The sequence below is a fragment of the Erwinia sp. MMLR14_017 genome, from assembly GCF_033657285.1.
GTDB lineage: Bacteria > Pseudomonadota > Gammaproteobacteria > Enterobacterales > Enterobacteriaceae > Erwinia.
The window spans coordinates 413,176-435,328 of the sequence record NZ_JAWVWP010000001.1 but is presented as its reverse complement, the minus strand read 5'-3'; the positions used below and the strand labels follow the sequence as shown (position 1 = coordinate 435,328).

Here is a 22,153-nt window from a genome sequence, read left to right as displayed (position 1 = left end):
AATCTCTGCCACGGATAATATCACGCGAAACCCGCCATGCAAGGTAAGGTTTCCCGCAGGCCACGCAGTGCTAAATCGTCGATAAATGCGCAGAGAAATCAGCTGGAGCAATGGCAGCGATTACTGCTTTCACCGCGCGTTTTTTGCTAAAGTAGCGCGCTACTTCGGCTTATTCATACAAGGACTCAGGCATGTTGATGGTTATCTCCCCAGCCAAAACGCTGGATTTTGACAGCCCGCTGGCGACCAGACGCTTCACCCAACCGGCGCTGCTGGACGATTCCCAGAAACTGATTGAGATTGCGCGGCAGCTCACGCCTGCCCAGATCGGCTCGCTGATGAGCATCAGCGATAAGCTGGCGGAACTGAATGCCAACCGCTTCAATGACTGGCATCCCCCTTTTACGCCAGAAAATGCCCGCCAGGCCATTCTGGCGTTTAAAGGCGATGTCTATACCGGCCTGCAGGCAGAAACCTTTAGTGAGAAAGAGTTCGATTTTGCCCAGCAGCATCTGCGTATGCTTTCCGGTCTGTATGGCCTGTTACGGCCGCTGGATTTAATGCAGCCTTACCGGCTGGAAATGGGCATCAGGCTGGATAACCCAGCCGGGAAAGATCTCTACGCTTTTTGGGGCGACAGGCTGACCGAAGCGCTGAACGCCGCGCTGGCCGAACAGGGTGATGATGTACTGATCAACCTGGCCTCCGACGAATACTTCAGAGCGCTGAAGCCGAAACAGCTCAATGGCCGCATTATCAAACCGGTATTTCTTGATGAGAAAAATGGCAAATTTAAAGTCATCAGCTTCTACGCTAAAAAAGCGCGTGGCCTGATGAGTCGCTATGTCATCCAACAGGGTCTGACGAAACCCGACCAGCTGAAAAACTTTGCTGTTGCTGGCTACGCCTATTCGGCTGAAGAGAGTAATGAAACCGATCTGGTCTTTAAACGCCGCGAACAGCCATAACTTCTGCCAATAGATCGAGCGGCGTAGCGCCCTTTTGCGCCGCAAATCCTCCCCTTTTCCCCTCCAGCCATAGCCTTTTTTTATAAGCCCTTTTGTGACAGAACCATTACAACCTGCGGGTCACTCAAGGCGTAATCAGCTATGAGGGGAAGAGTATGGATCAGCAGGGGTTAGAGAGAACCATTCGCGATCGGATGTGGCAGGCCAGCCATCAACAGGATAGGAACGTCCGGACAGACGGCTGGCAAAATCCTCTGCCAGATTCGGCCAAAGAGTGGCTGATAGCCGCGGCGGCGCAGTTTGGTGTGGATGAGGCGCAGCAGCAGCATTTTGCCTCCACCGGTTTGATCCGGCTGGATGCCCTGCATTTTATCCTGATTTGCCAGAGCGAAAAACCGGTGCCAATGTGGCTGGCGGTCGGCATTCTGCCTGCGCCAGACGCGCTTCATCCTGAGGTCTGGCAGGAAGCGCTGCTCAGAACCAACGATGTGGCGATGGCGATGAACGGTATCAGCCTTTCTCTCGATCGGCAGGGTTCAGCCCTGCTGACCAGGCCGCTGGCATTTGATCTGCCGGGTCAGCCGGAGGCGCTGGCGAACGTGATGAATGATTTCAATTCACTCGCTTCCAGCCTTATTGATCTGCTGTTTTCGTTGGGTCAGCCAGGAGCCACAGTTGCGCCAGAAGAAGCGCCCCCGCTTCCCGGCTGGATTGCTGGCTGGCAGCAGCAGTTGACGGAGCGTATGGATGCGCTGGCCCGGGAGGCCGTCACCACCGACTGGCATTATCCCCTTCTGCAACAAACTTTCGCCCTGTTGGGCCTGGCGCGGGAAAGCTATCTGCTGGATGGCTGCTTCTGCAAATTATCCTTTCCGGAACGTTCCATCTCTGTGCTTGCCGACGGCGATCGCCGCCACCTGTTGATCTCTGCGCCGCTGGATCTGGAGATATCTCCAGGCGATGAGCAACGACACTATCTGATTGCCAACCAGCAGCTTCGGCTGTTCACGCACTGCTCGCTGGCACTGTGCGGCGAGAGGATCTGCCTGGTCAGCCGCTGGGATTCGCTGGGGCTGGAGGCCGCCGATCTCGCCGGCTGGCTGGCCGACTTTATGACGCTTACCGTGGCGTTTGATCGCCGTCACCAGAGTGCTGCCTGAACTGAGGAGAGACGCCATGAGTAATTCAATTCAACAGGTTCCCGGTCAGTTTCAAATGACCAGGCCCGGTTCACGCGGCGATGAGGAGAGCGGACCCCGGCCCGACCACGGCTCCGGGCGCGCCGCCAGGGCCGCCGCCAGCGCAGGAAAGTTTTTCTCCGGACTGGCGGAAGGGAGCAGTGCGCTTGTGGGCCAGGGATCGACTGCCGCGTGGAACGGCATAAAATATGGAGGAAATGCTGCCTGGGGAAGCACGAAAACGGTGGGAAGTGCCACCTGGAGTGGCGTCAAAACTGGCGGCAACCTGGCTTTAACCGGTGCCAAAGTAGCGGGTAACGCCGGTCTGAAAGGAGCGAAATCAGCCGGAACAACAGGCTGGAACGACACCAAATCGTCGGCTGTTGCCCTGGGTAAATTCACCCTGGCTCCGCTGCAAAATAAGGCATGGGGGGCGCTGGGCGGTCATGCTTTGCAGCAGATGATTACCTGCGGGTTGCCCACCATGATGCGCGAAGAGGCTTTTATCGAAGCCTACAATATGCTGTTGCCCCATCTGGCAGAAAAACATCCTGCGGCTGCCGTCGGCCTGCAGGCTGCCGTCTCGCTTGCCAATATCGCGGCTCACATCCATGTCCGTGAACCCCGTCTGGCAAGAGACCCGCAGCACAATCAGGTGGCGGTGCGCGGGCAGTTTGGCCTCAGCCCCGATCGGGCAGAGGTGATGCGCCGCGATAAGCCTGCGGAATGGAATCGTCTCAGCGCACAAACGCAAACCGACTCAAAACGCGTTACCGGGCAGCAGATTGCCGCTGAACTGCTGAATGTCGGCATGTCGCTGGCGGGTGCGCTGACCGGCAATCCCGGCCTGACGGCGCGGGTGCTCAGTACGCAGCTGCGTAATGTTATCTACGCCGGTACGCGGGAATCTCTGCAGGCCACGGGCAGCATGGTCGCTTCCCGTGACGGCAAAGCCAGCTACGGCGTCAGCGATGACAATATGAGCACCAATGGCGCCTGGTACACGCTGAATACTCTGGCGATGGGCATGCTACAGGATGGTCTGATTCAGAAGGCGCTGCCGAAAGGTTATACCGTCTCCGGCCCGGAGATCCGCGATGCGGCGGGCAAGCCGTTGAGCGGTAAAGCGCTGCATGAGATGGGCGCAATCGTCTCCGCGCTTCGCGCCGCCTGTAATACGGTGATTGAAACCGGCGATGCTTTTTTAGGTAAGCATTACGACGCTAAACAGGTTGGCGATGGGCAAAAGCTCTCCCCTTCCCTGCCGATGAAAGATTATGGTCGCCTGCTGGACCACTCCATTGCCCGTCTTAGCTGGAACAATTTTGCCAACGGCAGCACGCTGGCCTCCCAGCAGATTATGGCTGCCATAACCAAAGGGAAGATGTCGCCGCTGCTTTCCAGCCTGTTCAACAATGCCGGAACCGCCGCCGCGTTTGGGCTGACCTATAAGGTGGTAAACCAGATTTATCAGGCACACAGCAAGGTTCGCGGCGCCGTTGCCGCAGAGAGTCAGGCCAGCGCCACTACCAGCAGCCAGGCTCCGCTCACTGCATCCGCTGCTGCAACCAACACGGGCAATCAGAACGCGGCTACGCTTACCGCCGCCCCGGGAGATCAGCCCACGCCCACGGGCGCGCTGGCCTCATCGGGGCAAAATCCCACAGGTAATTCATCAGCCGTGGCAACAGGCGGTGGCGGCTCATCAGCTACAGCACAGCAGAGGATTACTGGGGGATCGGACAGCTGAAAAAACGGCCCGTGCAGGGCCGTTGAAGATCGTTGACGCGGTGTGGTGCGGTTAAGGTTACTTGTGCAGCAGGAAATCACGCAGCGCGGCAAAATCCGCTGCCATCTTGTGCGACAGCAGCGGCAGGTTAGCACGATCCGCCAGCTCCTGAGGAACAGGCAGCTTGCGGTCGAGGATCTCTTCCACGCTTTCGATAAACTTAGCCGGATGCGCGGTGCCCAGAAACAGGCCAAACTCCCCTTCCTGCAGCTGATCGCGCAGCATACGGTAAGCGATGGCCGCGTGAGGTTCAGAGATATAACCCAGGTCGGCCAGTTCGCGCATGGTCGCTTTGGTGGTTTCATCATCCACCGCGCCATAGCCCAGCTCGGTCAGTTTCCAGGCCTTACGGCGGAAAATCTCTTCCACACGCGGCCAGTTGTTTGGCTGGCTGACGTCCATGGCGTTTGACAGAGTGGAGACGGTGGCGTTAGGCAGCCATTCGCTGTTCACCAAAAAGCGCGGCACGGTGTCGTTGGCGTTGGTCGCCGCGATAAAGCGCTTCACCGGCAGGCCAAGAGACTTCGCCAGCAGCCCCGCAGTCAGGTCGCCAAAGTTACCGCTCGGAACGGAGATTACCAGCTGGTTGCGCTTCTCCTGCGGCAGTTGGGCAACCGCTTCAAAGTAATAGCAAATCTGCGCCAGCAGACGGCTGATGTTGATGGAGTTAGCGGAGTTCAGGCCAATGGTTTTTTTCAGCGGCTCGTCATCAAACGCCTGCTTCACCAGAGACTGACAGGCGTCAAAGTCCCCCTCAATGGCGATAGTCTGGATGTTGCCGCCCAGGGTACAGAACAGTTTTTCCTGCAACGGGCTGATTTTGCCCTGAGGATAGAGGATCACTACCCGTACGTTATCCATACCGTAGAAAGCATGGGCAACCGCTGCGCCGGTATCCCCGGAGGTGGCGGTAAGGATAGTAATCTTCTCATCGGCTCCGCTGACATAGGAGAGCATCTGCGCCATAAAGCGGCCACCGAAGTCCTTAAAGGCCAGCGTTGGCCCATGGAACAGCTCCAGTGCGGAGATATCATCAGTGACTTTTTCCACCGGTGCCGGGAAGCTGAAGGCCGTTTTCAGGCGATCGTGCAGCTGATGCGGCGCAATTTCATCACCAATATAAGCAGAGAGAATTTTGCTGCTGCGGGTAACGAAATCCATTTCCAGCATCTCATCGATGTCGGTGAGTTCAAACTCCGGCAGCTCCAGCGGAAAGAACAGCCCCTGCTGGCTACCCAGACCCTGTTTAACGGCCTGCGAGAAGCTGACCTGCTCGTTGTGATCCTTCAGATTGTACAGTTTCATGCGTTATCCCAGTTTACGTGCGCCTGCCGTATCGATACGGCAGATGTGAACGAAGCCTTCATCATTTTGCAGATAGTGCTGGCTGAGCCAGTCAGCCATGCGCTGTGCGGTGTCCGGTTGGTCACAAACCGCGAACAGCGTAGGGCCGGAACCCGATATGCCACAGGCCAGCGCGCCAATATCCTGTGCAGCCTGGCGAGCCTCTGCAAATCCCGGTAACAGTTTGGTGCGGTAAGGCTCGGCGATCACATCACGCATCAGCTTTGCCGCCAGCGCTGGCTGCTGCGTGTGGCAGGCATGAATAAACCCACCCAGGTAGCGACCATGCTTAATAATCTCTTCTTTACGGTACTGTGCGGGCAGAATAGCGCGCGCTTCCGCCGTAGAAACCTTGATGCCGGGGTAAGCCATCACCCACAGCCACTGATCAAAGCCTGGCACCTGCTGACTGATAATCCCATTTTCCTCCAGCATCAGCTGAATGCCGCCGAGGAAGCATGGGGCGACGTTATCATAATGCACGCTGCCGGAAATACGCCCTTCCAGCTCGCCCATCAGCGACAGCAGTTCTGTGTCGCTCAGCGGCTTGCCGCAGTGTTCGTTCATCGCCATCAAACCCGCCACTACGGAGCAGGCGCTGGAACCCAGGCCCGATCCGATCGGCATATTTTTTTCCAGTGTCATCGCCACCGGCACGCGCTTGCCAATCGCTTCACAGAAGCGATCCCAGCATTGCCAGACAATGTTCTCTTCTGCTTTATCAGGCAGCTTGCTGACAAAGCGCCCCTCGTTGCGCAGGCTGAATTCGCTGGCTGCCTCCACCGTGACGCAATCCCCCAACAGGGAGCCGTCCACCGGTGATACTGCCGCACCCAGTACATCAAAGCCCACGCTGACGTTGCCAATTGAGGCAGGGGCATAAATCTTGACCATTCTTAAACTCCCAACTTCCATGACAAGGTGCGTAACAGGTCGGCAAATACGCCTGCTGCGGTCACATCGTTACCCGCGCCATAGCCCCTGAGTACCAGCGGGATTGGCTGATAGTAGCGGCTGTAGAACGCCAGGGCGTTCTCGCCATTTTTCACTTTATACAGGGGATCGTTGCCGTCCACGGCATCAATTTTCACCCGGCAGCGCCCGCCTTCTTCAATGGCACCGACAAAGCGCAGCACTTTGCCCTCTTCACGCGCTTGTGACACGCGGGAAGCAAACGCCTCATCCAGCTCCGGCAGGCGCGCCATAAAGGCTTCCACATCCGTTATTGCGGTTAATTCTTCCGGCAGCACGGCCTCAATATCAATGTCGCTCAGCTCCAGTTGATAACCTGCTTCGCGGGCTAAAATCAGCAGCTTACGCGCCACATCCATGCCGGAGAGGTCGTCACGCGGGTCCGGTTCAGTGAAACTCAGTTCCCGCGCCGTTTTGGTGGCTTCAGAAAGCGACACGCCCTCATCCAGCTTGCCAAAAATATAGGAGAGCGAACCGGATAAAATACCGGAGAAGCGCAGCAGTTCGTCACCCGCATTCAGCAGATTTTGCAGGTTTTCGATAACCGGCAAACCCGCACCTACGTTGGTGTCGTAAAGGAACTTACGGCGCGACTTCGCGGCGGCGGCACGCATCTGCTGATAGTAATTGTAGGAAGAGGTATTGGCCTTTTTGTTCGGCGTGACCACATGGAAGCCTTCAGCGAGGAAGTCAGCATACTGATCGGCCACTGCCTGGCTGGAGGTACAATCCACAATCACCGGGTTGAGCAAATGGTACTCTTTCACCAGCCGGATCAGCCGTCCCAGATTGAACGGTTCATTGGCTTTCGCCAGCGACTCCTTCCAGTTCTCCAGCGGAATACCATGCACATTGGTCAGCAGTGCTTTTGAATTAGCAATGCCGCAGACGCGAAGATCGATATGCTTATTCTTCAGCCAGGTCTGCTGGCGGTGGAGCTGGTCGATTAACGCTGCACCCACGCCGCCGACGCCAATAACGAAGACTTCAATAACCTGATCGGTAGCGAACAGCATCTGGTGCACCACACGCACGCCGGTAGTGGCCTGATCATTATCGACCACCACAGAAATAGAGCGTTCGGAAGAGCCCTGAGCGATAGCAACGATATTGATATTGGCTCTCGCCAGCGCCGAGAAGAATTTGGCGGAGATGCCGCGCAGGGTACGCATGCCGTCACCCACCACGGAGATAACCGCCAGATGCTCCATCACGTCCAGCGGCTCAAGCAGGCCATCCTTCAGCTCCAGGTAGAACTCCTCTTCCAGCACCCGACGGGCACGGGCCTGATCGCTTTGCGGCACGCAGAAGCTGATGCTGTATTCGGAAGAGGATTGGGTAATTAACACCACGGAGATGCCGCTGCGTGACATCGCGGCAAAGACTCTGGCAGCCATACCCACCATCCCTTTCATCCCAGGGCCGGAGACGTTAAACATCGCCATGTTATTCAGGTTGGTGATGCCTTTAACCGGGTTGTCTTCATCCGAACTGTCACCACCGATAAGGGTGCCGGGGGCCTGAGGATTGGCGGTGTTTTTGATCAGGCAAGGGATCTGGAACTGGGCAATAGGAGTAATGGTGCGCGGATGCAGAACCTTAGCGCCAAAATAGGAGAGCTCCATCGCTTCCTGATAGGACATCGACTTCAGCAGCCGGGCGTCAGGCACCTGCCGGGGATCGCAGGTGTAGACGCCATCGACGTCAGTCCAGATTTCACAGCAGTCCGCCCGCAGGCAGGCGGCCAGCACGGCGGCGGAGTAGTCTGAACCATTGCGCCCCAGCACCACCAGCTCACCCTTATCATTACCGGCGGTGAAACCAGCCATCAGGATCATATTCTCTGCGGGGATCTGGCTGGCGACGATGCGGCGGGTGGATTCAGGAATATCCACGGTGGATTCGAGATAGTGGCCCACAGCCAGCAATTTTTCTACCGGGTCGATAACGGTAACGCCATGTCCACGAGCCCGCAGCAGCGCTTCCATTATCACAATCGACAGCTTTTCGCCGCGACAGATGATCGCCGCATTGACGCTGTCCGGACATTGCCCCAGCAGGCCGATACCGTGCAGGATCTGCTTAAGCTGTGCGAATTCCTGATCGACAACCGTTTTCAGCTTGTCGTAGTGAAAACCAGGCTGCGCTTCTGCGAGGCCTTTCAGCAGTGAGGAGAAAATGTTTTCCGCGTCGCTGATATTAGGCAAGGCATCCTGACCGCTGATGGTTTTCTCAATCATCGCCACCAGATGGTTAGTGATTTTCGCTGGCGCGGACAATACGGTAGCAACCTGTCCCTGCTTAGCATTACTTTCCAGAATGTCAGCCACGCGCAAGAATCGTTCCGCATTGGCTACTGAGGTTCCACCGAATTTCAGCACTCGCATTATCAACATCTCCTGAATTTTTGCCGAAAAAAAAGCCCGCACTGTTCAGGTGCGGGCTTTTTTTTGATTTTTCCTTTACGCGTCAGCCCGCACCGTTACCTGGGGTAATGGTGGTGGTAATAATGATTGTTGTCATCAGGCTCTGTTTACGCATTTTAGATTTATCGTCTGTCTGTCTTTGAATTCTGTCGGCTTTCAGAAGTAAAGCAAACCGCCAGCCAAGTCAATTTTTTTATCTCCTGGCGGCGGTCGCTAATCCCATCAACTCGCAGGGGATTTAAAACAAAAACAGATCCATTCTGTTAGTGGTCGAAATAAACCCAGTAAGACTCACTACTGTGGCGCTATTATTCAGCTTTTTTATCTATAAGTTTTTTTTCTACATCGTGCAGCAGGCGGTGCAGCATCGCGCTGTCGCGCTGTTCCAACAGGCCCAGACGCTGGGAGAGCCACTCTGCCAGCTTGCGGTCATTACTGACTTCAAGGCGTGCAAGCAGCCGATCGAGCCTCTGGCGCAAGGCTGTTAATTGCAGGACGTCAGCCGGGGCCTCTTTAGAGGCGCTCACCTGTCTGATGGCAGAAAGTTGATAACAGTAGACCATTACCGCCTGCCCCAGATTCAGCGAGGGATAGTCTGCCGCCATCGGAATTCCGGTTAACAGATCCACCAGCTCAAGCTCTTCATTGGTCAGGCCCGTATCTTCGCGGCCAAACACCAGCGCCACGCTGCTGACCCACTGCTGCTTCTCTTCTATTATCGTTTCTACCTGTTGAGGCGTAGCGTAATAGCGGAACTTTGCCCGGCTGCGGGCGGTGGTGGCGATGCTGAAATCGATATCTGCGAGGGCATCGGCCAGCGTCTCCCAGTGCGTGATACCGTCCAGAATCTCCCCTGCGCCATGGGCTACCCAGCGTGCCGCAGGTTCAAGATAAGCCTGGCTGTTGACGATCCGCAGTTCGTTAAACCCCATGGTTTTCATGGCGCGGGCGGCCGCGCCAATATTTTCTGGTCGATGCGGAGAAACAAGAATCAAAGGAAAGCGCATAACGTCCTTAATCAGATGGCCTGCAACGTGGCCTCACGCCGCAGGATGTAAAAATAAGCTGGTTGATAGCAACAAATACATAACATTTCAGGAGCATAGTGTAACCGGGCATAATCAAATTATATGACGGCTTTGCACTGAATACCTCAATAAAAACAATTATCAAGATATAAACCCATATGCTTCAAGTAATTATCAAATGTTAAATTTGCTGCCGGTATCTTTTCGGGCGCTGGCTTTGTTAGCGCTAAAAAGAGCATATTTGTGAGCTAAGCTGGCATTCTGGTAAGAGTTTTTCACAAAACGGTTAACGTGCTACAATTGGTTTGATATAAGTCAAGTTAGCGTTGTTTATTACATTTTGGCCAGGTCTTGTACTGTTATATTGCTGTTAATGCGGTTAAGATATACCCCCATTTTTAAGCGTGCCGGGACAGGGTGCAACCAGGATTTACAGGATGCGCAGCCTGGTCTTTAATGACTCAAGAACATATTCTGTACAGCTGTTGTTTCTATACCCGATAACTTCCCTGCTTTATCTGGTTTCTTTACAGCTGTATGCCCTGTTTCGATTTTGTTGGCAATTTTAGGTAGCGAACACATGCAGACCCCGCACATACTTATCGTTGAAGATGAATTAGTGACTCGCAATACTCTCAAAAGTATTTTTGAGGCCGAAGGCTACATGGTTCATGAAGCTACGGACGGTGCTGAGATGCACCATATATTGACCGAGAATGACATCAACCTGGTGATTATGGATATCAACCTGCCCGGGAAAAACGGTCTGCTGCTGGCTCGTGAACTTCGCGAACAGGCGAACGTTGCCCTGATGTTCCTGACCGGTCGTGATAACGAAGTGGATAAAATTCTGGGCCTGGAAATCGGCGCTGATGACTACATCACCAAGCCGTTTAACCCGCGTGAGCTGACTATCCGCGCGCGCAACCTGCTTTCCCGGACCATGAATCTGGCGCCGCACAGCGAAGAGCGCAAGCTGGTTGAGAGTTATCGCTTTAATGGCTGGGAGCTGGACATTAACAGCCGCTCGCTGGTCAGCCCACAGGGAGAGCAGTATAAACTGCCCCGCAGCGAGTTCCGCGCGATGCTGCACTTCTGTGAGAACCCTGGCAAAATCCAGACCCGTGCTGATTTACTGAAAAAAATGACTGGCCGTGAGTTAAAGCCGCATGACCGCACGGTTGATGTGACCATTCGTCGCATCCGTAAGCATTTTGAATCCACGCCGGATACGCCAGAGATCATCGCCACCATTCATGGCGAAGGCTACCGCTTCTGTGGCGATCTGCAGGATTAAACCTACTCAGCCTGTGCTATAAAGGGCCGGAATTCCGGCCCTTTTCTATGCAGCGCGTTATTTCCACGGCATAATAGGTACTGCGCTCAGGGCGTTTTTAGGCGAACCATCCACCACTTTATCGGAATAGCTCAGATAGATCAGTGCATTACGTTTTTGATCGTAAAACCGCACCACCTGCAGCTTTTTAAAGACCAGTGAAGTCCGCTTACGGAAGACTACCTCGCCTTCAGCTTTACCTTTGGCAATTTTATCGCTCAGTTCAACCGGCCCGATCTGCTGACAGGAAATGGCAGCGTCAGAGGTGTCTTCAGCTAAACCAAGACCCCCTTTAATGCCGCCGGTTTTGGCCCGGCTGATATAGCAGGTTACATTTTTTACGTCCGGATCATCAAAGGCTTCCACCACAATCTTATGATCGGGGCCGAAGACTTTGAACACGGTATCCACGGAACCAACCTGCTCAGCCCGTGCTGCCAGTGACGTTAAAATTACCGACGTGACTATTAACAATTTTTTCATTGTCATAACGTTACCATTGCTTAGAAAATAGATGACATTGTAAGGTAACCTCTTCAGGTACTTGCCGCATGGTAACACCTCCCCGCGGTTTGATGTGTACTGGCAGAGGCTATTTATCAGTTCAACAGGCAGTACGTTATATGAGTCAGTAGTGGAATTTTTCCCTGCACCACTTTTATCAGGTAAGGATGATTTATGGATCAAGCCGGTATCATTCGCGATTTGCTTGTCTGGCTTGAAAGCCACCTCGATCAGCCGTTGTCTCTCGACAACGTGGCGACCAAGGCTGGCTATTCAAAATGGCATCTGCAAAGAATGTTTAAGGAAGTCACCGGTCATGCGATTGGCGCCTATATCCGTGCACGGCGCCTCTCTAAGGCTGCGGTGGCGCTTCGCCTGACCAGCCGTCCGATTCTGGACATTGCCCTGCAGTATCGTTTCGATTCTCAGCAGACGTTTACCCGGGCATTCAAAAAACAGTTTAATCAGACGCCCGCCTGGTATCGCCGCTCTTCTGACTGGAACTCCTTTGGCCTGCGTCCCCCGATCCGTCTGGATGATTATCGCCTTCCGGAAGCGGCCTATATTACGCTGCCTGAGACCGTGCTGGTTGGTCAGACGCAGAGCTATACCTGCACGCTGGAGCAGATCTCCAGCGCACGCGACGAGATGCGGTTGCATTTCTGGCGGCAGTTCCTGACGGAAACCGATATGATCCCGCCCGTGCTCTATGGCCTGCATCAGTCGCGCCCAAGCATGGAGAAGGATGATGAGCAGGAAATTCTCTACACCACGGCGGTGCCAATGGACCAGCTTTCACAAGCGATGCAGTCCACGCAAACGGTGCTGCTGGAGGGAGGAGAATATGTGCAGTTTTTCTACGAAGGGCCTCGCGCCAGTCTGCAGGAGTTCATTCTGCTGATCTACGGCACCTGTATGCCCATGCTGCAGCTGACCCGACGTCATGGGCAGGATATTGAACGCTTCCTGACGCACGGCGGCAAGAAACGCCCGGAGCCGCCAGTGGATATCCGTTGCGAATACCTGATCCCAATTCGCAGCACTACGGAAACGGTCACGGCATAATATAATGGGCAGAACTTCTTTCTGCCCGCTGCCACAATCGTAAGCGCTTATGCTGCACTCAGAGGCGGCCTCGCTCGCTCCGCCCTGTTTACAGCACTCTTAACGCTGTAGTTCGTCCAGCGCAGGCTGGTCGAGATGCGAAATATCTCCCGCCGTCTCCACTACCCAGCCTTCCGCCAGCCAGGCGCTTTGCTGGTGATCCACACGGGAGATGGAGCAGTTACGCAGACGCAGTCGGCGTTCCGCATAGGCCGGCAGGCCCAGCAGCGTACTCACCAGCACGCCCAGCGCCATGCCGTGACTGACGATCAGCGGGCGGCTGCCCTCAGGCAGTTCCAGACAGGCATTCAACGCCTGCTGCATGCGCTCAGCTAACTCAGTCATCGACTCGCCCTGAGGAATACGACCGTTTTCGGTACCGTCGACCAGCGTTTTGCGCCAGCTCTCCTCCTCCTCACTCAGCTCGTCCAGCGGACGCTGCTCCAGCACACCCATATTCAGCTCACGCAGCCGTGGGTCGAGCTTTACGCCGCAACCACAGGCATCAGCAATGATTTCCGCGGTGTGTCTGGTTCGCCCCAAATCACTGGAAATAACGTGGGTGATGCCGAGGTGTTTCATCCGCTCCCCCACCTGATGTGCCTGCTGCACTCCTTTCTCTGTCAGCGCGCTGTCCGACTGTCCCTGAATGCGTCGCGCTGCATTCCAAAGCGTTTCTCCGTGGCGAACAAGGTAGACCTGTAACATGCGATTTTCCGTTATACTGCGACAAATTTGCCTGAAGGGTTCAAACAATTATGTACCATGTTGTCGCTGCCACCATCAATCCAGCCAAAATTAAGGCAATTTCTCAGGCATTCAGCGATGTATTCGGGGAGGGATCCTGCCATATAGAGGGTGTCGAGGTCGACAGCGGCGTGGCCGCGCAGCCGGTTACAAACGTTGAAACGAGAACTGGCGCACGTCACCGCGTGATGAATGCCCGTCAGGTTCGGCCTGAGGCGGACTTTTGGGTCGCCATTGAAGCGGGGATTGAAGAAGAGAGCGCCTTTGCCTGGATGGTGATCGAAAACCACAAGCTGCGCGGTGAGTCGCGTTCTGCCAGCTTCACTCTGCCCGCTATCGTGCTGAAAGGCATTCATGAAGGCCGTGAACTGGGTGAAGAGATGGCCAGGCTCACCGGCATTGAGAATATCAAGCACAAAGGCGGCGCTATCGGCGCTTTTACGGCCGGGCTGTTAACGCGCACCAGCGTCTATCATCAGGCGCTAATCCTGGCGCTCTGCCCGTTTCATAATGATATCTACCAGATGAAGCCTGGGGCAGGATCAGACTTTATCTGACCCTGTCAGCAGCTGCGCTTCCAGCCATGCCTTCAACGCTGGCGGCGCGCTTTTCAGGCTGTTAGAGCCGCGCGTGATGGTAGCGATACCCACGCCCAGATCGTTTTTCAGCTCGCGCTGGCTCAGTTCACCCCGCATCAGCTCTTCAATGATCCGCAGCCGGGTGCCCAGCGCCTCGCGTTCGTCTGGCGTCATCATCAATTGCAGCAGCGGCAGATGTAATCCATTGCCAAAGGCACGTTGCAGCAGCGTCACAAAACGCTGCCACTCTTCATTGTGCGGTTCCATGGTAACAGGAACGGAAGATTCGCTCATAGGTGGCCCATACTATTTAACTAGTACAGTAGCATAGCATAGCCCCGAGGGGATCAGTAGCGCCGTTCCCATTCGCTATCCGCCAGGATCTTATCCGACTTGCCCATGAAATGGCGGTAATAGGCGTCGTAAGCCAGCACATTTTTCACGTAGCCGCGCGTCTCAGAGAACGGGATAGTTTCGATAAAGGCTACCGAATCGATCCGGCCTGCACTGTTGCCCAGCCAGGTTTTCACCCTGGAAGGCCCTGCGTTATAGGCGGCGGACGAGAAAATACGGTTCTGACCAAACTGCTGATAAACCGACTCCAGATACTGCGTACCAATCTGAATATTGGTTTCCGGGTCCAGCAGCTGGCTGCTGTTACTGTAGCCCGGCAGGCTGTACACCTTCACCGTATGCTGTGCGGTAGCAGGCATCACCTGCATCAGGCCCGAAGCGCCCACCGGCGAACGGGCTTTAGGATTCCAGGCGCTCTCCTGCCGCGCTATCGCCATCGCATAGCTCACAGGAATAGCCTTACCGTCAGCATAACGCTCAAACTGTTCCTGATAGGCCAGCGGGAAACGCTCTTTAAGGTTATCCCACAATTTGCCGGTAATGGTGGCCTGCACGCTCAGCACCCACCAGTTTTGTTCCCAGGCGAAACGGGCAAGCTGCTGCTGCTGAAGGCTTGGTTTACTGGCTACCAGATAACTCCACTCGGTCCGCGCCAGGTTATCCATCCCCCAGTACATCAGCTCCCGCACGCGGGCGATTTCCGCACCCTGCGTCAGGCTGCTCTCTGGCTCAGGCGCTTTATTTACCTGCATCTGGTAATCCTCACCCAGACGCTGCGCGGCTACCATGGGGTAAAATCCGCGCTCCTGCATCAGCGTATGAAGGATTTGCTGCGCTTCCTCTTTACGTCCCTGCTCCATCAGCAGGTCAGCCTGCCAGTATTGCCACTCATCCTTCTGTTTCGCTTCAACCGGCAGGCGGGCGATCCAGGTATTAAGTCCCCGACGATCGTTGATCCCAAGCGACATTCTTACCCGCCGTTCAATCAGAGAAGTAGAGCCGCTGCGCATCACCACATTGTCGCGCCAGCGCGCCTGTTCCGACGTCACATCATTTCCCATCAGACGCCAGGCAACGGCTTCATTGAGATCCTGCTCCTCCTGCTCGCTCATCTTTTGCGCACTGACCAGCGAGGGGATCATCGCCCGCGCATTTTCTGCATCCTCACGCGCTACTTTGGCGAAGGCGAGAGAGGTAGCCTGACGGGTAAAATTGGTTGGCCCCACGGCGCGGGCAAACGTCACCACGTTCTGCGGATTGTTTTGCAAATCCATCACCGCATTCGCCATCGTCTGGTAATCTTCCGGCAGCTGTTTAGCGAGGAAATTCACCAGGCTGGTATTCCCCTCTTTCATCGCCAGGCGGATCCGCTCCAGCGTGGTAATAGGCGTTTGCTGACCGGCAGCCTGCCAGACGTTGAACAGCTTGTCGCAGGTGGCGGGCAGCGAGGTTCCGCGCAGCCAGATGCTTTTCGCCCCTTCCCAGGCAACCTGCTGTTGGCCGGTGGCCCATTTAGCATAATACCAGTTACAGCGCGCCGAAACGGGCTTAGGCTCCTCCGGGCTGAATACCAGCAATCCCCGCCAGTCTTCACGGCGGGCCAGTTCATTAACGAAGCGGGTTGAAAGAGAGCGAACCGGCGGCAGCGTAGGATAGCGTTTGATAAAGGCGTTTACCGCCAGACCGGTTTCCTGATCGAGATGCTGTGCAAACTCGCGGTATTCAAGATAGGGATAGAGAGGATAGTCACGCAGCGTGGGCATCAGCTGCGCCACGGTCTCCATTTGATTGCTGTCCCAGGCCTGTTTGATTTCAAGATAACGACTGCGCTGGGCATCCAGGGAGTCCGCCTGTGCCATTCCTGTTACGGCCGTTAAACAGGCCCCTGCTATCCACAACTGCCACTTGTCGGCCATGACTTTCCCCACGTTACCGCCTCTCTTTATCCTGAACTTACGAAAAACCTCCTTCATGCTAACCAGGCTTACGCACTCCTGCACGGTTCTGCACAAAAATTTACTTAACTCCGGCCCTGTAACTTATAAAAAGAGGCGGATAAAGCGTTTACGCTCATCATTCCGTTAAATTCAATCCTTCAGAGAGAGCCTTTCCACGCATTTGAACTCGCCTCTATTTTTGGTTACCCGCAAGATATTGGCGGCAGTAGTATCTCCGGCCAGAGCCGTATCATTGGGTGCCGTGAGGGTTCCGGCAGCAGCTAAGCATAGCCCTGGCTGTGTAAGGTTTACCGTTGTGCAGCTGTTCGCCCCTTTTTTGTTCATTCATTGCCCACTGAACGTGCATCCCTTTCGTGCTGGTGATTATAAATTCTTTAAATACATGAAGTTATAATAATGGCACAGCTTTTGCTGTAGTGAATTCAATCTTGTATACCAGATGGAATTCAACTCATGGCCCTGACCACCGGATTCACCCTTAGCGACTGGCAGCAGCATTACCGGCAGCAGCCGGAAGCCGTTCTTACCACGCTGGAAAGCGTGCTGGACACGCTCACTACGGAGGATAACGCCTGGATCTACCTCGCCACACCGGCGCAGATCCGCGCCCAGGTGGAACCGTTGCTGGCCGCCTGGCATCAGGACCCGTCGTCGCTGCCACTGTTTGGCGTGCCCTTTGCCGTGAAAGACAATATCGACGTTGCGGGCTGGCCCACTACCGCCGCCTGTCCTGCCTTCTCTTATCAAGCCGCCGCTGACGCCACCGCCGTTGCCAACCTCAAGGCCGCCGGTGCCGTGGTAATAGGTAAAACTAACCTTGACCAGTACGCCACCGGGCTGGTCGGCACGCGATCTCCGTTTGGCGCGGTGAAAAACACCTTCAATGCTGACTATGTCAGCGGCGGTTCCAGTTCCGGTTCCGCCTCTGTTACCGCGCGCGGGTTAGTCTGCTTTGCGTTGGGGACGGATACCGCCGGATCGGGACGCGTTCCGGCTGGTTTTAACAACATCGTGGGCCTGAAGCCGACCAAAGGGTGGTTATCCGCCACGGGCGTGGTGCCCGCCTGTCGCCTTAACGATACGATCTCTCTGTTTGCCCTGACCGTTGAAGATGCATTTCTCGCCGCCAGCTGCGCGGGGGGCTACGACGCCAGCGATGCTTATTCACGCCGTAATCCGGGCCTGGCCCCCGCGGCTTTACCCGCCGCCCCTCGTCTGGCCGTACCCGCCACGCTGGAGTTCTATGGCGATGCCCAGGCTCAGGCAGCCTGGGAAAAAGCTGTCGCCGCGCTGCAGGCTACTGGCGCCACGCTCCATCCCATCGACTTCTCTGCCTTCCATCAGCTGGCCGAACAGCTCTATTACGGCCCCTGGGTGGCCGAGCGCACCGTTGCGGTGGGCAACATGTTGGATCGCCCGGAAGAGATGGACCCGGTGGTATATGGCATTGTCGCCAGCGGCAATAACTACAGCGCGGTTGATGCCTACAAAGCGGAATACCTGCGTGCGGAACTGACCCGCCAAATCCAACAGACGCTCAGCCAGTTTGATGCGCTGGTGGTGCCCACCTCACCCACTATTCATACGCTGGAAGAGATGAAGCAGGAACCGGTGCGCTTTAACTCTCAGTTTGGCACTTATACCAATTTCACCAACCTGGCGGATTTGTCCGCTTTGGCGCTGCCTGGCCCGTTCCGTGAAGATGGCTTACCGGCGGGGATCACCCTGATTGCTCCCGCCTGGTATGACCGCGCACTGGTCACTTTCGGTCAACGCTGGCAGGCCAGTCAGGCGCTCAGCCTGGGCGCTACGGGCAGGAAGAATACCGCCGTACATGTAACCCTGCTCCCTTCTTCCCTGCACGTGCGCGTGGCGGTAGTTGGCGCTCATCTCACCGGCATGCCGCTGAACCACCAGCTCACCAGTCGTGATGCGGTACTGGTTGAAGAGACAACCACCGCAGCCTGCTACCGCCTCTATGCCCTGGCTAACACCAAACCACCGAAGCCTGGTCTGGCGAAAGGCAGCGACGGCGCGGCAATCACCGTTGAGCTGTGGGATATCCCGCTGGCGCGCTTTGGCGAATTTGTTGCGGAGATCCCGGCACCGCTGGGTATCGGCACTCTGGCGCTGGCCGATGGCCGTCAGGTGAAAGGCTTTATCTGTGAACCCGCCGTGCTAACTGAGGCGACTGACATCACTGAATTTGGCGGCTGGCGTAACTGGCTGGCACGCAAGGAGACCCCGAATGTTTAATACAGTTCTGATCGCCAACCGTGGCGAAATCGCCTGCCGGGCCATTCGTACTCTGAAACGTCTGGGTATTACCAGCGTGGCGGTCTACTCCGCAGCCGACAAAAATGCACAGCATGTGAAAGATGCCGACATTGCCATCGCGGTGGGCGGCGAAAAAGCCAGCGACAGCTATCTTCGCATCGATAAAATTCTGGCTGCGGCCAGGGAGACAGGCGCACAGGCGATCTGGCCCGGTTATGGCTTCCTGTCAGAAAGCCTGCCGTTCGCCGCCGCCTGTGAAGAAGCGGGCATCGCTTTCGTGGGGCCAACTGCCCAGCAGATTGGTGAGTTTGGCCTTAAGCACCGCGCCCGTGAACTGGCCGCGGTGGCAGGCGTACCGATGACGCCAGGAACGCCACTGCTGGCTTCTCTCGAAGAGGCGCTTAGCGCGGCCGACACCATCGGCTATCCGGTGATGCTGAAAAGTACTGCGGGCGGCGGCGGTATTGGCCTGACACGCTGTGCGGATGCGCAAGCGCTGAGCAACGCATGGGAAAGCGTGCGCCGCCTTGGCGAACAGTTCTTCAGCGATGCTGGCGTGTTCCTGGAGCGCTGTATCGATCGCGCCCGCCACGTGGAAGTGCAGATTTTCGGCGATGGCAAAGGCAAGGTCGTGGCCCTGGGCGAGCGCGACTGCTCACTGCAACGCCGTAACCAGAAAGTGGTGGAGGAAACCCCAGCGCCACAGCTGCCGGAGGCGACCCGCGCGGCGCTGCTGGCGTCTGCCGTAAAGCTGGGCGAGCTGGTCAGCTACCGCAGCGCGGGCACCGTAGAATATATCTATGATGCTGAACGTAATGAATTCTACTTCCTGGAAGTGAACACCCGACTGCAGGTTGAACACCCGGTAACGGAGTGCGTGACCGGGCTGGATCTGGTGGAGTGCATGCTGCGGGTTGCCGCAGATGAAGAGACAGACTGGGCGCGGCTGACGCAGGCTCCCCAGGGCGCTTCAATTGAAGTGCGTATCTATGCGGAAGATCCGCTGAAGAACTTCCAGCCAAGTCCGGGCGTGCTGACCGAAGTCTGTTTTCCTGACAACGTGCGCGTCGATGGCTGGATCGATACCGGTACAGAAGTTTCCGCCTACTACGATCCGATGATCGCCAAACTGATCGTACATGCGGAAAATCGCGAGGCCGCGCTGATCAAAATGCAGCAGGCGCTGAGCGAAACGCGCCTGCACGGTATCGCCACCAACCTGGATTATCTGCGTCAGATTGTGGCGACCGAAGCTTTCCGCACGGGTCAGGTCTGGACGCGTATGCTGGACAGCTTTACGCCGCTGTCGCCAGTAGTTGAAGTCGTACAGCCTGGCACCTGGAGCAGCATTCAGGATTACCCCGGCCGCCTGGGCTACTGGGATATTGGCGTGCCTCCTTCCGGCCCGATGGATGATTTTGCTTTCCGTCTGGCAAACCGCATTGTGGGCAACGCCGAAGAGGCCGCCGGGCTGGAATTTACGCTGCAGGGGCCAACGCTGCGTTTCCACAGCGACACGCTGATAGCTCTGACCGGGGCGGAATGCCCTGCCACGCTGGATGGCGAGAGCGTGGCTTACTGGCAGCCGGTTGCCGTACAGGCGGGTCAGACTCTGACGCTGGGTCGTGCCCGGATGGGCTGCCGCACCTACCTGGCGGTGCGTAACGGGTTTGACGTGCCGGAATATCTGGGCAGCCGTTCGACATTTGCGCTGGGGCAGTTTGGCGGCCACGCCGGACGCACCCTGCGCGTTGCTGACATGCTGGCAATCTCTCAGCCAGCGCTGCCGGCCTGCACCACGCCCGCGCCGGTCAGTGAACCGCAGGCCGTTGATGCTTCGCTGGTGCCACGCTACGGCGACGAGTGGAAAATCGGCGTGCTGTACGGGCCACACGGCGCGCCGGACTTCTTTACCCAGCAATCTGTCGACGAATTCTTTGCTGCTGAATGGCAGGTCCACTACAACTCCAACCGACTGGGCGTTCGCCTTGTGGGGCCGAAACCAGGCTGGGCGCGCGCCAACGGCGGCGAAGCCGGGCTGCACCCTTCTAACGTCCATGACTGTGAATATGCCATCGGCGCGGTAAATTTTACCGGCGATTTCCCGGTGATCCTTACCCGCGACGGACCAAGCCTGGGCGGCTTCGTCTGCCCGGTGACCATTGCCAAAGCGGAATTGTGGAAAGTCGGTCAGGTTAAACCTGGTGACCGCATTCGTTTCCACCCGATCAGTTTTGAACAGGCGCACGCGCTGGAACAGGCGCAGGCGAAAAACGTGGAGACGCTGCACGCCACCACGCTGCCCGCTTACGAGGTGCCATCGCTGGCGGAAACCGAACAGGGTTCAGCTACCGTATTGGCGGCCATTAAAGCAACTGCCCTCACTCCCACCGCCGTTTACCGCCAGGCGGGCGATAACTACATCCTGATGGAATATGGCGACAACGTGCTGGATCTGGCCCTGCGCCTGCGCGTTCACCTGCTGATGACGGCGCTGCGTGAAACCGGCCAGCCGGGAATAGAGGAGCTGTCGCCGGGCGTGCGTTCGCTGCAGATTCGCTACGACAGCCGCATTCTCAGTCAGAAACAGCTGCTGACCCTGCTGCTCACTCTGGAGAAAGAGCTGGGTGACGTCAGCCAGATGAAAGTGCCTTCGCGCATTGTGCATATGCCGATGGCGTTTGAAGACAGCGCCACGCTGGGTGCGGTAGAGCGTTATCAGCAAACGGTGCGGGCAAACGCGCCGTGGTTGCCGAATAACGTTGATTTTATTCAACGAATCAATGGGCTGAGCAGCCGTGAAGAGGTTCGCCAGACGATTTTTGACGCCAGCTATCTGATCCTGGGCCTGGGCGACGTCTATCTGGGCGCGCCGTGCGCGGTGCCTGTCGATCCCCGCCATCGGCTGCTGAGTTCGAAATACAACCCGGCACGAACCTTTACCGCAGAGGGAACGGTTGGCATTGGCGGCATGTATATGTGCATCTATGGCATGGACTCACCTGGCGGCTATCAGCTGGTTGGGCGCACGCTGCCAATCTGGAACAAATTCCTGAAAAATGAGCAATTTGCCGCCAGTGAACCCTGGCTGCTGCACTTCTTCGACCAGGTACGCTTCTACCCGGTCAGCGAAGCGGAGCTGGATGTGCTGCGCGAAGATTTCCGCGAAGGCCGCGCCACTATCACTATCGAAGAGACGGTGTTCGACTTTGCCGAACATACGCGCTTCCTTAGCGAAAATGCCGAGTCTGTTGCTGAATTCCGCGCCAGCCAGGCCAAAGCCTTCGAGGCTGAAGTGGCGCTGTGGGCGCAGGAAGAGGAAGGCGCACCGCTGACCAGCGAAGAGACATTAGAGCCGGAAGCGGCAGAAGATGACGCGCTACAGGTCAGTGCAGACCTGAATGGCAACATCTGGAAAGTACTGGTGAAACCGGGCGATGTGGTGGCTGCCGGAGAGCCGCTGATTATCGTGGAAGCGATGAAAATGGAGCTGGTTGTCCACGCCCCTCAGGCCGGACGCGTGAAGCGGATCGCCTGCCAGCCTGGCCGCGCCGTCAGCCCGGGTGATGCCCTGCTGTGGCTGGAATAAA

Annotated in this window: 17 protein-coding genes and 1 other annotated feature; of the genes, 8 read left to right on the top strand and 9 right to left on the bottom strand. The window is 56.5% G+C overall.

Annotation, left to right across the window (positions count from 1 at the left end):
• Positions 1-191 precede the first annotated feature (191 nt).
• The 3 genes from yaaA (at position 192) to SD961_RS02075 (ending at position 3,896) form a co-directional block, all read left to right on the top strand.
• On the top strand, positions 192-968 hold the full coding sequence (gene yaaA / locus SD961_RS02085; protein WP_318788745.1) for a peroxide stress protein YaaA: 777 nt from the start codon (positions 192-194) through the stop codon (positions 966-968).
• Between the two features lie 155 nt (positions 969-1,123).
• Positions 1,124-2,128: a type III secretion system chaperone gene (locus SD961_RS02080; RefSeq protein WP_318788744.1), complete on the top strand. Its 1,005-nt coding sequence runs from the start codon at positions 1,124-1,126 to the stop codon at positions 2,126-2,128.
• A 16-nt stretch (positions 2,129-2,144) separates the two neighbouring features.
• Positions 2,145-3,896, top strand: coding sequence for a hypothetical protein (locus SD961_RS02075; RefSeq protein WP_318788743.1), 1,752 nt, complete (start codon positions 2,145-2,147; stop codon positions 3,894-3,896).
• 57 nt (positions 3,897-3,953) lie between these two features.
• Here SD961_RS02075 and thrC read toward each other — a convergent pair whose 3' ends face one another.
• From thrC to SD961_RS02055, 5 genes are all read right to left on the bottom strand, one after another.
• Positions 3,954-5,240 carry a threonine synthase gene (gene thrC, locus SD961_RS02070; protein WP_318788742.1) on the bottom strand — a complete coding sequence of 429 codons (1,287 nt, stop codon included), beginning with the start codon at positions 5,238-5,240 and terminating at the stop codon, positions 3,954-3,956.
• Between the two features lie 3 nt (positions 5,241-5,243).
• The gene (thrB, locus tag SD961_RS02065) at positions 5,244-6,173 is read right to left on the bottom strand and encodes a homoserine kinase (protein WP_318788741.1); all 930 of its coding nucleotides are present in this window, start codon (positions 6,171-6,173) and stop codon (positions 5,244-5,246) included.
• Between the two features lie 2 nt (positions 6,174-6,175).
• A complete protein-coding gene (thrA, locus tag SD961_RS02060; protein ID WP_318788740.1) occupies positions 6,176-8,638 on the bottom strand; it encodes a bifunctional aspartate kinase/homoserine dehydrogenase I in 2,463 nt (820 codons plus the stop codon).
• Positions 8,639-8,663: 25 nt separating this feature from the next.
• Positions 8,664-8,785, bottom strand: a sequence feature (Thr leader region).
• A complete protein-coding gene (thrL, locus tag SD961_RS21665; RefSeq protein ID WP_412916644.1) occupies positions 8,721-8,792 on the bottom strand; it encodes a thr operon leader peptide in 72 nt (23 codons plus the stop codon). It overlaps the preceding feature by 65 nt.
• A gap of 193 nt (positions 8,793-8,985) precedes the next feature.
• Positions 8,986-9,684, bottom strand: a complete 699-nt coding sequence (locus tag SD961_RS02055) for a tRNA/rRNA methyltransferase (RefSeq protein ID WP_318788739.1) — start codon at positions 9,682-9,684, stop codon at positions 8,986-8,988.
• 601 nt (positions 9,685-10,285) lie between these two features.
• On the opposite strand from SD961_RS02055, the gene arcA reads away from it, so the two are divergent.
• A complete protein-coding gene (gene arcA / locus SD961_RS02050) occupies positions 10,286-11,002 on the top strand; it encodes a two-component system response regulator ArcA (RefSeq protein WP_306208106.1) in 717 nt (238 codons plus the stop codon).
• A gap of 57 nt (positions 11,003-11,059) precedes the next feature.
• On the opposite strand, the gene creA is transcribed toward arcA, so the two are convergent.
• Positions 11,060-11,530: a protein CreA gene (gene creA / locus SD961_RS02045; protein WP_318788738.1), complete on the bottom strand. Its 471-nt coding sequence runs from the start codon at positions 11,528-11,530 to the stop codon at positions 11,060-11,062.
• Between the two features lie 189 nt (positions 11,531-11,719).
• Here creA and robA point away from each other — a divergent pair, with 189 nt between their 5' ends.
• A complete protein-coding gene (gene robA / locus SD961_RS02040; RefSeq protein WP_318788737.1) occupies positions 11,720-12,610 on the top strand; it encodes an MDR efflux pump AcrAB transcriptional activator RobA in 891 nt (296 codons plus the stop codon).
• Positions 12,611-12,709: 99 nt separating this feature from the next.
• On the opposite strand, the gene gpmB is transcribed toward robA, so the two are convergent.
• Positions 12,710-13,357, bottom strand: a complete 648-nt coding sequence (gene gpmB, locus SD961_RS02035; RefSeq protein ID WP_318788736.1) for a 2,3-diphosphoglycerate-dependent phosphoglycerate mutase GpmB — start codon at positions 13,355-13,357, stop codon at positions 12,710-12,712.
• A 50-nt stretch (positions 13,358-13,407) separates the two neighbouring features.
• Between gpmB and yjjX the strand changes: the two genes are divergently transcribed.
• Positions 13,408-13,953: an inosine/xanthosine triphosphatase gene (yjjX, locus tag SD961_RS02030; RefSeq protein ID WP_318788735.1), complete on the top strand. Its 546-nt coding sequence runs from the start codon at positions 13,408-13,410 to the stop codon at positions 13,951-13,953.
• Here the strand turns inward: yjjX and trpR are convergent.
• Together trpR and sltY are read right to left on the bottom strand one after the other, a co-directional pair.
• Positions 13,939-14,268, bottom strand: coding sequence for a trp operon repressor (gene trpR / locus SD961_RS02025; RefSeq protein ID WP_306208116.1), 330 nt, complete (start codon positions 14,266-14,268; stop codon positions 13,939-13,941). The two genes, yjjX and trpR, sit on opposite strands and share 15 nt — an antisense overlap.
• 53 nt (positions 14,269-14,321) lie before the next feature.
• The gene (gene sltY / locus SD961_RS02020; protein ID WP_318788734.1) at positions 14,322-16,244 is read right to left on the bottom strand and encodes a murein transglycosylase; all 1,923 of its coding nucleotides are present in this window, start codon (positions 16,242-16,244) and stop codon (positions 14,322-14,324) included.
• 495 nt (positions 16,245-16,739) lie between these two features.
• Between sltY and atzF the strand changes: the two genes are divergently transcribed.
• Positions 16,740-18,542, top strand: coding sequence for an allophanate hydrolase (gene atzF / locus SD961_RS02015; protein WP_318788733.1), 1,803 nt, complete (start codon positions 16,740-16,742; stop codon positions 18,540-18,542).
• Positions 18,535-22,152, top strand: a complete 3,618-nt coding sequence (gene uca, locus SD961_RS02010; protein WP_318788732.1) for an urea carboxylase — start codon at positions 18,535-18,537, stop codon at positions 22,150-22,152. Before atzF ends, uca begins: the two co-directional genes overlap by 8 nt.
• Position 22,153 lies beyond the last annotated feature (1 nt).